Origin of the sequence: Pseudomonas sp. 3-2, from assembly GCF_019710535.1 — a bacterium.
Taxonomy (GTDB): Bacteria; Pseudomonadota; Gammaproteobacteria; order Pseudomonadales; family Pseudomonadaceae; genus Aquipseudomonas; species Aquipseudomonas pharyngis.
In genome coordinates this window covers 5,878,177-5,891,514 of record NZ_CP081200.1, presented here as the reverse complement: position 1 = coordinate 5,891,514, position 13,338 = coordinate 5,878,177, and the positions used below count along the sequence as shown (strand labels likewise).

12 protein-coding genes are annotated in these 13,338 nt (G+C 61.5%); 8 read left to right on the top strand and 4 right to left on the bottom strand.

Annotation, left to right across the window (positions count from 1 at the left end; all coding sequences use genetic code 11):
* The 3 genes from K3819_RS26815 to K3819_RS26805 form a co-directional block, all read right to left on the bottom strand.
* Entirely contained in the window at positions 1-486 is a 486-nt protein-coding gene (locus K3819_RS26815) for an Hcp family type VI secretion system effector (RefSeq protein WP_108563425.1), read from the bottom strand.
* Positions 487-576: 90 nt separating this feature from the next.
* Positions 577-1,401 (bottom strand): NAD(P)-dependent oxidoreductase, encoded by an 825-nt coding sequence (locus K3819_RS26810; RefSeq protein WP_221398233.1) that lies wholly within the window; start codon positions 1,399-1,401, stop codon positions 577-579.
* Positions 1,402-1,537: 136 nt separating this feature from the next.
* Positions 1,538-2,578 carry a low specificity L-threonine aldolase gene (locus K3819_RS26805; RefSeq protein ID WP_039768015.1) on the bottom strand — a complete coding sequence of 347 codons (1,041 nt, stop codon included), beginning with the start codon at positions 2,576-2,578 and terminating at the stop codon, positions 1,538-1,540.
* Positions 2,579-2,705: 127 nt separating this feature from the next.
* Here K3819_RS26805 and K3819_RS26800 point away from each other — a divergent pair, with 127 nt between their 5' ends.
* The 8 genes from K3819_RS26800 to fdhA all read left to right on the top strand — a co-directional run bounded on the left by K3819_RS26800 (position 2,706) and on the right by fdhA (position 12,540).
* Positions 2,706-3,416 (top strand): TraX family protein, encoded by a 711-nt coding sequence (locus K3819_RS26800; protein WP_085612978.1) that lies wholly within the window; start codon positions 2,706-2,708, stop codon positions 3,414-3,416.
* A 156-nt stretch (positions 3,417-3,572) separates the two neighbouring features.
* Positions 3,573-4,826 carry a serine hydroxymethyltransferase gene (gene glyA / locus K3819_RS26795; protein WP_011336274.1) on the top strand — a complete coding sequence of 418 codons (1,254 nt, stop codon included), beginning with the start codon at positions 3,573-3,575 and terminating at the stop codon, positions 4,824-4,826.
* Between the two features lie 20 nt (positions 4,827-4,846).
* Positions 4,847-6,097, top strand: coding sequence for a sarcosine oxidase subunit beta (locus K3819_RS26790; RefSeq protein ID WP_003206307.1), 1,251 nt, complete (start codon positions 4,847-4,849; stop codon positions 6,095-6,097).
* A gap of 13 nt (positions 6,098-6,110) precedes the next feature.
* The gene (locus K3819_RS26785; RefSeq protein WP_007959805.1) at positions 6,111-6,440 is read left to right on the top strand and encodes a sarcosine oxidase subunit delta; all 330 of its coding nucleotides are present in this window, start codon (positions 6,111-6,113) and stop codon (positions 6,438-6,440) included.
* Positions 6,437-9,454: a sarcosine oxidase subunit alpha gene (locus K3819_RS26780; protein WP_039768017.1), complete on the top strand. Its 3,018-nt coding sequence runs from the start codon at positions 6,437-6,439 to the stop codon at positions 9,452-9,454. Before K3819_RS26785 ends, K3819_RS26780 begins: the two co-directional genes overlap by 4 nt.
* 178 nt (positions 9,455-9,632) lie before the next feature.
* Complete coding sequence (locus K3819_RS26775) at positions 9,633-10,265, top strand: sarcosine oxidase subunit gamma (RefSeq protein ID WP_064599941.1); 633 nt, start codon at positions 9,633-9,635, stop codon at positions 10,263-10,265.
* A 13-nt stretch (positions 10,266-10,278) separates the two neighbouring features.
* Positions 10,279-11,136, top strand: a complete 858-nt coding sequence (gene purU, locus K3819_RS26770; protein WP_007959808.1) for a formyltetrahydrofolate deformylase — start codon at positions 10,279-10,281, stop codon at positions 11,134-11,136.
* A gap of 204 nt (positions 11,137-11,340) precedes the next feature.
* Positions 11,341-12,540 (top strand): formaldehyde dehydrogenase, glutathione-independent, encoded by a 1,200-nt coding sequence (gene fdhA, locus K3819_RS26765; RefSeq protein WP_085612977.1) that lies wholly within the window; start codon positions 11,341-11,343, stop codon positions 12,538-12,540.
* 79 nt (positions 12,541-12,619) lie between these two features.
* Here fdhA and K3819_RS26760 read toward each other — a convergent pair whose 3' ends face one another.
* Positions 12,620-13,081, bottom strand: coding sequence for a hypothetical protein (locus K3819_RS26760; RefSeq protein ID WP_256575406.1), 462 nt, complete (start codon positions 13,079-13,081; stop codon positions 12,620-12,622).
* Between the last annotated feature and the right edge of the window lie 257 nt (positions 13,082-13,338).

Sequence of the window (13,338 nt, the reverse complement as noted above, 5' to 3'; positions counted from 1 at the left end):
TCAACCCGCTTCGCCCCACGAGGTATAGCCAGTGGTGCCTGCAATGTGGTGTACCCAACTGATGCCGCGGTAACGAATGGCCAGTTGTTCTTGAGGCTGGGCATCATTTTGCAGAATCACGTGCGGCACATCCTGCGACAGTTCAGCGAGAACCGCCCCGTCGAGGGTGATCGAATAGAATTTTTCCTGCTGCCCTTGGGGCGAAGTGCGGTAGAGGCTGATCGTGCAGTCCAGTTCTTCGCTGTTCGAATGCGCCTGAGCCAGCAATGGGGAAGATTTGTCGACCGCTTTGGTGATGATGACCGGCCGGTGGACGGGTTTTCCCAGATTGGCGTCGCGGCGCATTTCATGGCTCAGGGCGAACACCATGATTTCATCGGTATGGGCCGTCTGGTATTTGTTGCCGACCGATTCCGGCGTCGAACATCCGGCTGAAATAAGGCCTTGGGTCTTGCCGGTGATGGTCATGTAGGCAGGGTTCGCCATAGTCTGCGCTCCTCGAAAATGGAGTCGGCAGTCTATGGCGAGGCCTGTTTGGTTTATGTAGGCCCTGGCGTAGGTCGTTTCTGAAAATGCTCAGTCGATAAACAGGTCTGTCATCAACTTCGCATCACTCCCCGGCTCAAAGCGGTAATGATCGAACTCGGTCACGCCGCTCTCCCGCAAAATCTCCTCATCAATCAACAACCGCCCGGTAATCCGCCGCCCGCTGCTGCTCAAAATCACATGCGCCGCATCCGCCATGATCGCTGGCGTGCGCGCATGCTTGAACGACTCGCGATTGCCCAGCTGAAATTCGATGGCCGCCGTGGCGATCATGGTCTGCGGCCACAGCGAATTCACACTGATCCCGTAGTTGGCGAATTCCTCGCTCATGCCCACCGTCAGCATGCTCATGCCGTACTTGGTCACGGTGTAAGGGCTGTATTGCGCGAACCATTTGCTGGCCAGATTCAGCGGCGGTGACAGGTTGAGAATGTGTCCGGAGGATTTTTTCAGATAGGGCAGGGCGGCCTGGCTGCACAGCAACACCGCGCGGGTGTTGATCTGATGCATCAGGTCGAAACGCTTGAGTTCGATGTGCTGCACACCGGTCAACTTGATCGCCCCGGCGTTGTTCACCAGTGCGTCGATTCCGCCGAAGTGTTCGTTGGCCTGGGCCAGCGCTTGTCGCACTGCGTCTTCATCACGCACATCCAGTTGCAGCGCCAGTGCCTTGCCGCCGGCCGCTTCGACTTCCGCGGCGACGCTATGGATGGTGCCGGGCAACTTGGCGTGCGGCTCGGCGCTCTTGGCCGCGATCACGATATTGGCCCCGTCCTTTGCTGCCCGCAGCGCAATCTCACGCCCGATGCCACGGCTGGCGCCGGTGATGAACAAGGTTTTGCCTTTTAGCGACATGCGCAAGCTCCTGCTTATTGTTATGTGAGCGATGGCTCGACAGACAATGTAGACGATGGAGCTGAAACGGGAGGGAGCCTGATCGTTCCCACGCAGAGCGTGGGAACGATCAGGAGAAGGGGGAGGAAGGGATAAATCAGGCCGACATGACTTCGCGGATGTCGCGCGCCAGTTCGCGTACGCGTTCTTCTTCGGTGTCCCACGAGCACATGAAGCGGGCGCCGCCTTTGCCGATGAAGGTGTAGAAGCGCCAGTTCCTGGCGGTCAGGGCGGCAATCGCCGGTTCCGAGAGCTGCAGGAACACGCCGTTGGCCTGGACCGGAAACATCAGTTCCACGCCCGGGATATCGCTGACCAGTTCGGCCAGCAGTTGCGCGCAGTGGTTGGCGTGGCGGGCGTATTTGAGCCAGGCGTCGTTTTCCAGGATGCCGACCCACGGCGCCGACAGGAAGCGCATTTTCGAGGCCAGTTGCCCGGCCTGTTTGCAGCGGTAGTCGAAGTCTTCGGCCAGTTTGTGGTTGAAGAACAGGATTGCCTCACCCACCGCCATGCCGTTTTTCGTGCCGCCGAAGCACAGCACGTCGACGCCGGCCTTCCAGGTCAGGTCTGCCGGCGAGCAGCCGAGGAAGGCGCAGGCGTTGGAGAAACGCGCGCCGTCCATGTGCAGGTTCAGGCCCAGCTCCTTGCAGGTGTCGCTGATGGCGCGGACTTCTTCCGGGGTGTAGACGCTGCCGACTTCGGTGGCCTGGGTCAGGGTCACGACGCGCGGTTTCGGGTAGTGGATGTCCTGGCGCTTGAGGGCGACTTCGCGGATCGAGGCCGGGGTGATCTTGCCGTTTTCAGTACCGGCGATCAGCAATTTCGAGCCGTTCGAGAAGAATTCCGGTGCGCCGCATTCGTCGGTTTCGACGTGGGCGGTTTCCGAGCAGATCACGCTGTGGTAACTCTGGCACAGCGATGACAGCGCCAGCGAGTTGGCGGCGGTGCCGTTGAAGGCGAAGAACACTTCGCAGTCGGTCTCGAACAGCTTGCGGAAATCATCCGAGGCGCGGGCTGTCCATTCATCGTCGCCATAGGCGCGCTGGTGGCCGTGGTTGGCCTGTTCCATGGCAGCCCAGGCTTCAGGGCAGATACCGGAATAGTTGTCGCTGGCGAATTGTTGGCTCTTGTCGGTCATGGCCGGCTTCCGTGGTCGGCGCGCTTGTGGCGCTCCGTTGGTCAATGATGGTGCGCACTTTACCGAAGATCATCCGGGGAGCACACGGGATGTCGCTGTCAGAACATTACAGGGATGCGAGCCGATTATGCACCTGAGCCAGCGTGACGGCGCACTCGATCTGCTCAAGTGGCTGGCGTTGCTGAGCATGCTGCTCGATCACCTGCGATATGTCGGGATCAGCGCCGATTGGCTGTATGGGCCGGGACGGCTGGCCTTCCCGTGGTTCTGTCTGGCGATGGCGGCGAACCTGGCACGGGACGGCGCGCGCAAGACCGAATGGCGTTATCTGGGCTGGTTGTTGCTGTTCAGTCTGCTCAGCGAGATTCCCTACCGTTTGTACATTCCAGAGCCCGACACGTTGAACGTGATGCCGACGCTGGCGCTGGGCCTGCTGGTGGCGCGGGGCTGGCAGGATCGAGCGCTGATTTCGCGACTGCTGGGCGTCAGTGCTTTGCTGGTGGCCGCGCTGTTCCCGGAGCGACTGATGTTCGGTTTGTTCGGTGTCCTGCTGCCGCTGGCGATGTTGCTGGTGTTTCGCAAACCCTGGTTTTTCAGCCTGTTGCCGGGCCTGCTGTGTCTGGCCGCTAATCAATGGCGGGTGCTCTACGAATCCGCGCAGTTCGGCAACTTCGTCGCCATCCTCGGGATTGCGACCTGCCTGATCGCGCCACTGCTCGGAATGTTCCTGTTGCGACACGCCACTTGCCTCCACGCGCCACCCATGCGGCGCTGGGCGTATGCGCTCTATCCCGCGCATTTCATGGTTCTTCTGGCCTTGCGCCAGCTGCTTGTTTGAGTCCGTCGCCGCCGCCATGTCGTAAACGCACCTTTGCGTGGCGTCCGTAGGCATTTGACCTCCCTGCGCCGGCCATACCATCGCATCAAAGGGCATTGGCTGAACGCCGTGCCTTACCGAGACGAATGGCGCACAGATGCCGCTGGGAGAGACGCGATGTTCAGCAAGCAAGACCAGATCCAGGGTTACGACGATGCACTGCTGGCGGCGATGAATGCCGAGGAGCAACGTCAGGAAGATCACATCGAGCTGATCGCGTCGGAGAACTACACCAGCAAACGCGTGATGCAAGCGCAAGGCAGCGGCCTGACCAACAAATACGCCGAAGGCTATCCGGGCAAGCGCTACTACGGTGGCTGCGAGCACGTCGACAAGGTCGAAGCCCTGGCCATCGAACGCGCCAAGCAACTGTTCGGCGCCGATTACGCCAACGTCCAGCCGCACTCCGGTTCCTCGGCCAACAGCGCCGTGTACCTGGCGCTGCTGCAAGCGGGCGACACCATTCTCGGCATGAGCCTGGCCCACGGCGGTCACCTGACCCACGGCGCCAAGGTGTCGTCCTCGGGCAAGCTGTACAACGCCGTGCAGTACGGCATCGACACCAAGACCGGTCTGATCGATTACGACGAAGTCGAGCGTCTGGCCGTCGAGTGCAAACCGAAGATGATCGTCGCCGGTTTCTCGGCCTACTCGAAAACCCTCGACTTCCCGCGCTTCCGTCAGATCGCCGACAAGGTCGGTGCGCTGCTGTTCGTCGACATGGCCCACGTTGCCGGTCTGGTGGCTGCCGGTCTGTACCCGAACCCGCTGCCGTACGCCGACGTGGTCACCACCACGACGCACAAGACCCTGCGCGGTCCACGTGGCGGCCTGATCCTGGCCAAGGCCAACGAAGAAATCGAGAAGAAGCTCAACGCCGCGGTATTCCCCGGCGCCCAGGGCGGCCCGTTGATGCACGTCATCGCCGGTAAAGCCGTGTGCTTCAAGGAAGCACTGGAGCCGGGCTTCAAGGCCTATCAGCAACAAGTGATCGACAACGCCCAGGCGATGGCGAGCGTATTTATCAAACGTGGCTACGATGTAGTGTCCGGCGGCACCGACAACCACCTGTTCCTGGTCAGCCTGATCCGTCAGGGCCTCACCGGTAAGGACGCCGACGCCGCACTTGGTCGCGCGCACATCACCGTCAACAAGAACGCCGTACCGAACGACCCGCAGTCGCCGTTCGTGACCTCCGGCCTGCGCATCGGCACCCCGGCGGTGACCACTCGCGGCTTCAAGGTGACCCAGTGCGTGACGCTGGCCGGCTGGATCTGCGACATCCTCGACAACCTCGGCGATGCCGATGTCGAGGCCAACGTCGCCCAGCAGGTTTCGGCCCTGTGCGCTGACTTCCCGGTTTATCGCTGAGCGTTCTGGAGTACATGACTATGCAACGCTATTCGGGCTTCGGCCTCTTCAAACACTCCCTCAGCCACCACGAAAACTGGCAGCGCATGTGGCGCACGCCGACCCCGAAAAAGGTCTACGACGTGGTCATCGTCGGCGGCGGCGGGCACGGTCTGGCGACGGCCTACTATCTGGCCAAAGAGCACGGCATCACCAACGTGGCCGTGGTCGAGAAGGGCTGGCTGGGTGGCGGTAACACCGCGCGCAACACCACCATCGTTCGCTCCAACTACCTGTGGGACGAGTCGGCGCACCTGTACGAACACGCGATGAAACTGTGGGAAGGCCTGTCTCAGGACCTGAACTACAACGTGATGTTCTCCCAGCGCGGCGTCTACAACCTGTGCCACACCCTGCAGGACATCCGTGATTCCGAGCGTCGGGTCAGCGCCAACCGCCTCAACGGCGTCGACGGCGAACTGCTCAACGCCAAGCAGGTCGCGGACGAAATCCCGTACCTCGATTGCTCGAAAAATACCCGCTACCCGGTGATGGGCGCGACCGTTCAGCGTCGCGGCGGCGTGGCCCGTCACGATGCCGTGGCCTGGGGCTTTGCCCGTGCCGCCGACGCCCTCGGCGTGGACTTGATCCAGCAGACCGAAGTGATCGGTTTCCGCAAGGAAAACGGCGTGTGCATCGGTGTTGAAACCAACAAGGGCTTCATCGGCGCCAAGCGCGTCGGCGTGGTCACCGCCGGTAACTCCGGGCACATGGCCAAGCTCGCCGGTTTCCGTCTGCCGATCGAGTCGCACCCGTTGCAGGCACTGGTGTCCGAGCCGATCAAACCGATCATTGACAGCGTGATCATGTCCAACGCCGTGCACGGTTACATCAGCCAGTCCGACAAGGGCGACCTGGTGATCGGCGCCGGTATCGACGGCTACAACGGCTACGGCCAGCGCGGTTCGTACCCGGTGATCGAGCACACCATCCAGGCGATCGTCGAGATGTTCCCGGTGCTGTCCCGAGTGCGCATGAACCGTCAGTGGGGCGGCATCGTCGACACCACGCCGGATGCGTGCCCGATCATTTCGAAAACCCCGGTCCCGAACATGTTCTTCAACTGCGGTTGGGGCACCGGTGGCTTCAAGGCCACACCTGGCTCGGGCAACGTGTTTGCCGCAAGCCTGGCCAAGGGTGAAATGCACCCGCTGGCCGCACCTTTCTCCATCGACCGTTTCCACAACGGTGCGTTGATCGACGAACACGGCGCTGCGGCTGTCGCCCACTAACAGGAGAAATCCCATGTTGCATATCTTCTGTCCTCACTGCGGCGAACTGCGCTCCGAAGAGGAATTCCACGCATCCGGCCAGGCGCACATCCCGCGCCCTCTGGACCCTGCAAGCTGCACCGACGAGGAGTGGGGCGACTACATGTTCTTCCGCGACAACCCGCGCGGTCTGCACCACGAGTTGTGGGATCACGTCGCCGGTTGCCGTCAGTACTTCAACGTCACCCGCGACACCGTGACCTACGAGATTCTCGAAACCTACAAGATCGGCACCAAGCCGCAATTCACCGACAAGGCTGACACTGCGAAAACAGCCACGACGGCGCTGGGAGAGAAGGTATGAGCCAGACCAATCGCCTGTCCAACGGTGGACGGATCGACCGCAACAAAGTGCTGAGCTTCACCTTCAACGGCCAGACCTACAAGGGGTTTGAAGGCGACTCGCTGGCCGCCGCCCTGCTGGCCAACGGCGTCGACATCATTGGCCGCAGCTTCAAGTATTCGCGTCCGCGCGGCATCTTCGCCGCCGGTGCCGAAGAGCCGAACGCTGTCCTGCAAATCGGCGCGACCGAAGCCACCCAGATCCCTAACGTGCGCGCCACGCAACAGGCGTTGTACCAGGGCCTGGTCGCCACCAGCACCAACGGCTGGCCGAGCGTCAACAACGACATGATGGGGATTCTTGGCAAGGTCGGCGGCAAGCTGATGCCGCCGGGTTTCTACTACAAAACCTTCATGTACCCGCAATCGTTCTGGATGACTTACGAGAAATACATTCGCAAGGCCGCAGGTCTTGGTCGTTCGCCGACCGAAGTCGATCCGGACACCTACGACTACATGAACCAGCACTGCGACGTGCTGATCGTCGGCGCCGGCCCGGCCGGTCTGGCCGCTGCACTGGCGGCTGCGCGCAGCGGTGCGCGAGTGATCATCGCCGATGAGCAGGAAGAGTTTGGCGGCAGCCTGCTCGATTCCCGCGAAAGCCTCGACGGCAAACCGGCGATGGAATGGGTGGCCGGCGTCATCGCGGAATTGAAGAGTACTCCGGACGTGCTGCTGTTGCCGCGCGCCACGGTCAACGGTTACCACGACCACAACTTCCTGACCATTCATGAACGCCTCACCGATCACCTCGGTGACCGCGCGCCGATCGGCCAGGTGCGTCAGCGCATCCACCGCGTCCGCGCCAAGCGTGTGGTGCTGGCGACTGGCGCTCACGAGCGTCCGCTGGTCTACGGCAACAACGATGTGCCGGGCAACATGCTCGCCGGCGCGGTGTCGACTTACGTGCGCCGTTACGGCGTGGCACCGGGCAAAAAGCTGGTGCTGTCGACCAACAACGATCACGCCTACCGCGTGGCGCTGGATTGGCTCGATGCCAGCCTGCAAGTGGTCGCCATCGCCGACGCCCGCAGCAATCCGCGTGGCGCACTGGTTGAAGAGGCGCGCGCCAAAGGCATTCGCATCCTCACCGGCAGCGCCGTGATCGAGGCCCGTGGCAGCAAGCACGTCACCGCTGCCCGCGTGGCGGCGATCGATGTCAAAGGCCACAAGGTCACCAGCCCGGGCGAATGGCTCGACTGCGACCTGATCGCCAGCTCCGGCGGTTACAGCCCGGTGGTGCACCTGGCGTCGCACCTGGGCGGCAAGCCGATCTGGCGCGAAGACATCCTCGGCTTCGTACCGGGCGAAGCACCGCAGAAACGTGTGTGTGTCGGTGGCATCAATGGTGTCTACGGCCTCGGCGATTCTCTGGCTGACGGTTTTGAAGGCGGCGTGCGCGCTGCGTCCGAAGCCGGTTTCCAGGCCGTTGAAGCCGTGTTGCCGAAAGCCCTGAGCCGTCTCGAAGAACCAACCCTGGCGCTGTTCCAGGTGCCGCACGAGAAGGGCACTTCCCGGGCGCCGAAGCAATTCGTCGACCTGCAGAACGACGTGACCGCCGCCGCCATCGAACTGGCGACCCGCGAAGGTTTCGAGTCGGTCGAGCACGTCAAACGCTACACGGCGCTGGGCTTCGGCACCGATCAGGGCAAGCTCGGCAACGTCAACGGCCTGGCGATTGCCGCCCGTTCGCTGAACGTGACCATCCCGCAGATGGGCACCACGATGTTCCGTCCGAACTACACGCCGGTGACGTTTGGCGCGGTAGCCGGTCGTCACTGCGGGCACATCTTTGAACCTGTGCGTTACACCGCACTGCATCAATGGCACCTGAAAAATGGCGCCGAGTTCGAAGACGTCGGTCAGTGGAAACGTCCGTGGTACTTCCCGAAAAACGGCGAAGACATGCATGCGGCCGTCAAACGCGAATGCAAGGCTGTGCGTGACAGCGTCGGTCTGCTGGACGCTTCGACCCTGGGCAAGATCGACATCCAGGGCCCGGACGCCCGCGAGTTCCTCAACCGCGTGTACACCAACGCCTGGACCAAGCTCGACGTGGGCAAGGCCCGTTACGGCCTGATGTGCAAGGAAGACGGCATGGTCTTCGACGACGGGGTGACGGCGTGTCTGGCCGACAACCATTTCGTCATGACCACCACCACCGGCGGCGCGGCTCGCGTCCTGCAGTGGCTGGAGCTGTACCACCAGACCGAATGGCCAGAGATGAAGGTCTACTTCACCTCCGTCACCGACCACTGGGCGACCATGACCCTGTCCGGCCCGAACAGCCGCAAGCTGCTCAGCGCCGTGACCGACATCGACCTGGCCAACGAAGCGTTTCCGTTCATGACCTGGAAAGAAGGTCTGGTCGGCGGTGTGCCGGCGCGGGTGTTCCGCATCTCGTTCACCGGTGAGCTGTCGTACGAAGTCAACGTCCAGGCCGATTACGCGATGGGCGTGCTGGAAAAAATCGTCGAGGCGGGCAAGCAGTACAACCTGACGCCTTACGGCACCGAAACCATGCACGTTCTGCGGGCCGAGAAGGGCTTCATCATCGTTGGCCAGGACACCGACGGCTCGATGACCCCGGACGACCTGAACATGGGCTGGTGCGTCGGTCGCACCAAACCGTTCTCGTGGATCGGCCAGCGCGGCATGAACCGTGAAGACTGCGTGCGTGACCAGCGTAAACAGCTGGTGGGCCTGAAGCCGATCGATCCGAACGTCTGGCTGCCGGAAGGTGCACAGCTGGTGTTCAACACCAAGCAGTCGATCCCGATGACCATGGTCGGCCACGTGACCTCCAGTTACGCGCACAACTCCCTCGGCTATTCGTTTGCCATGGGCGTGGTGAAGGGCGGTCTCAAGCGCATGGGCGAGCGGGTGTTCGCACCGCTGGCGGATGGCAGCGTGATCGAGGCGGAAATCGTTTCTTCGGTGTTCTTCGATCCGAAAGGCGATCGCCAGAACATCTAGTGGCTTCAGGACTTGTGAGTGGGCAATGACACCGAGTCGGCCCATTCGCGAGCAAGCCCGCTCCCACAGGGGAATGCGGTCGAATGTGGGAGCGGCGGTGCGACGTTCGCCTTGCTCGCGAAGGCGGCGGTACAGCCACCACAAGGGCCGTAATCAACAGAATTCAGGAAGGTGTTTTATGACCGCAGCCAACGTTTACCAACAACGCCCGACCACCGGGGCCAAGGCCGAGTCGTCGCTGCACCACGCCGACCTCGCCAGCCTGGTCGGCAAGGGCCGCAAGACCGCCGGTGTGACCGTGCGCGAGAAAAAACTCCTCGGTCACCTCACCATTCGTGGCGACGGCCACGATGCCGCGTTCGCTGCCGGCGTGCACAAGGCCCTGGGCATCGAGTTGCCGGGCGCCCTGAGCGTCATCGTCAAAGGCGAAACCAGCCTGCAATGGATGGGACCGGATGAGTGGCTGCTGATCGTGCCGAGCGGTGAAGAGTTCGCCGCCGAGCAGAAACTGCGCGAAGCGCTGGGCGATCTGCACATCGCCATCGTCAACGTCAGCGGCGGCCAGCAAGTGCTCGAATTGAGCGGCCCGAACGTGCGTCAGGTGCTGATGAAATCCACCAGCTACGACGTGCACCCGAACAACTTCCCGGTCGGCAAGGCGGTCGGCACGGTGTTCGCCAAGTCGCAGCTGATGATCCGCCACACCGCCGAAGACACCTGGGAACTGCTGATCCGTCGCAGCTTCTCGGATTACTGGTGGTTGTGGTTGCAGGATGCGTCCGCCGAATACGGCCTGAGCGTTCAGGCCTGATCAGGAGAAAACGATGAGCCGCGCCCCGGATACATGGATTCTGACCGCCGACTGCCCCAGCGTTCTCGGCACCGTGGACGCGGTGACGCGTTTTCTGTTCGAGCAGGGCTGTTATGTCACCGAGCACCACTCGTTCGATGACCGGCTCTCGGGCCGGTTCTTCATTCGGGTGGAGTTCCGTCAGCCCGACGGTTTCGACGAGCAATCCTTCCGCGCCGGCCTCGCCGAACGCGGTCAGGCGTTCGGCATGATCTTCGAGCTGACCGCGCCGAACTACCGGCCAAAAGTGGTGATCATGGTCTCCAAGGCCGATCACTGCCTCAACGACTTGCTCTACCGCCAGCGCATCGGCCAGTTGTCGATGGACGTGGCGGCGGTGGTGTCGAACCACCCGGACCTCAAGCCGCTGGCCGACTGGCACCAGATTCCCTACTACCATTTCCCCCTCGATCCCAACGACAAACCGGCCCAGGAGCGGCAGGTGTGGCAGGTGATCGAGGAGGCCGGCGCCGAACTGGTGATCCTCGCCCGTTACATGCAGGTGCTGTCGCCGGAGCTGTGCCGCAAGCTCGATGGCAAGGCGATCAATATTCACCACTCGCTGCTGCCGGGCTTCAAGGGCGCCAAGCCGTATCACCAGGCCTACAACAAGGGCGTGAAGCTGGTGGGCGCCACCGCGCACTACATCAACAATGACCTCGACGAGGGGCCGATCATCGCCCAGGGCGTCGAGGCGGTGGATCACAGTCATTACCCGGAAGACCTGATCGCCAAGGGCCGCGACATCGAAGGCCTGACCCTGGCCCGGGCTGTTGGGTATCACATTGAAAGAAGGGTTTTTTTGAACGCCAACAGAACCGTCGTTCTTTAGATCGCCATCGCGAGCAGGCTCGCTCCCACAGGGGATTTGTGGTTTGAGCAAGATGGCATGCACCCAAGAGAGCCAATGTGGGAGCGGGCTTGCCCGCGAAGGGGTCATAACTGACAACGCAAAACCAACAAGCAATAACCCGAGCATTTACGCGCTGCCTGCCTGGGCGGCGCGGTTCCATAAAAACAACAGCGAGGTGAAAGCATGTCTGGCAATCGTGGTGTGGTGTATCTCGGCGCTGGCAAGGTCGAAGTACAGAAAATCGACTATCCGAAAATGCAGGATCCGCGCGGCAGGAAGATCGAGCACGGTGTCATCCTGCGTGTGGTTTCAACCAACATTTGCGGCTCCGACCAGCACATGGTGCGCGGCCGTACCACCGCTCAGGTCGGTCTGGTGCTGGGACACGAGATCACCGGTGAAGTGATCGAGAAGGGCAGCGACGTCGAAAGCCTGAAAATCGGCGATCTGGTCTCCGTTCCGTTCAACGTGGCTTGCGGGCGCTGCCGTTCCTGCAAGGAGCAGCACACCGGCGTCTGCCTGACCGTCAACCCGGCTCGCGCCGGCGGTGCCTACGGTTACGTCGACATGGGCGACTGGACCGGCGGCCAGGCCGAATACGTGCTGGTGCCGTATGCCGACTTCAACCTGCTGAAACTGCCGGACCGCGACAAGGCCATGGAGAAAATCCGTGACCTGACCTGCCTCTCCGACATTCTGCCGACCGGTTACCACGGCGCCGTTACCGCGGGCGTCGGTCCGGGCAGCACCGTTTACATCGCGGGCGCAGGCCCGGTCGGTCTGGCCGCTGCCGCCTCCGCCCGTTTGCTCGGCGCTGCGGTGGTGATCGTCGGCGACGTCAACACCGTCCGCCTGGCCCACGCCAAGGCTCAGGGTTTTGAAATCGTCGACCTGTCGAAAGACACCCCGCTGCACGAACAGATCGCCGCGCTGCTGGGCGAACCGGAAGTGGATTGCGCGGTGGACTGCGTGGGCTTCGAAGCCCGTGGTCATGGTCACGACGGCGTCAAATCCGAAGCCCCGGCCACCGTGCTCAACTCGTTGATGGGCGTGGTGCGGGTCGCCGGCAAGATCGGTATTCCGGGCCTGTACGTGACCGAAGATCCGGGTGCTGTGGACGCTGCCGCGAAAATGGGCAGCCTGAGCATCCGCTTTGGTCTGGGCTGGGCCAAATCCCACAGCTTCCACACAGGGCAGACTCCGGTGATGAAGTACAACCGCCAACTGATGCAGGCGATCATGTGGGACCGCATCAACATCGCCGAAGTGGTGGGCGTGCAGGTCATCAGCCTCGACCAGGCGCCGGAAGGCTACGGCGAGTTCGATGCGGGCGTGCCGAAGAAGTTTGTGATTGATCCGCATAAGTTGTTCAGTGCGGCGTAAGTTGCGCAGATGAAAAAGGGCAGCCCGTCGGGTTGCCCTTTTCCGTTGTATAGATTCATTGCGGTAAATAATTTTCACATCACTTGAACGCGCACTTCGTCACGTCGCTGTCTTTGGTCACGCAATCATCACCCTGCCAGTTCGAGCCAGCTGGTTGGATCGGGTTCCCGGTCTTGATGACCAATGACGCTCCGAGCAGTGAAGGTTTCTTTCCATCCTCGTACTGGCAGGCTGCTCTGGCAGTGGCTTGCTCTTTGTCCTTGAGACGGGCTGCTGTAAAAAACATTTTTTGAACATCAAACTGAGAGGCGGTGGCTGGATCGACCGTCACCGGAAACGTACCCTCCGGGGTAGTCACAACGAAATCGCCGTTGGACTTTTTTGTAATCGAAGTGGCGTTCGGGCAATCAGCATAAGCGGTGCTTGCGAGGGCGATACTCAGCAGCGCGGCAGCAAATGGTTTTTTTAACATCAGTTGTACTCCGACACGGTTATTGGAGTAGCCATACTCTCTGTCCGTTGTTTTCGCGACAACTGTCATATATGGCAGTCTTTAAGTTCTATTTGAAATAGTTGCTTCATAATTCAGAGGTTACTGATCTAAGCGCACGGCCAGCTGAATGTTTATAGACGGAAAATGATCTTTGCAGTCTGGAACATGCAGGAAGTCCCCCCCCGGTCAAACCGGCAGTTTGATCGTCTGTATCCGGGCGGTCTTCACGCCACAAGAGGATGTCCGAATGAAGATTTCACGCGGTTTTGCCCTGACATCTTTCCTGGTCGGGCGGCGCAGGCAAT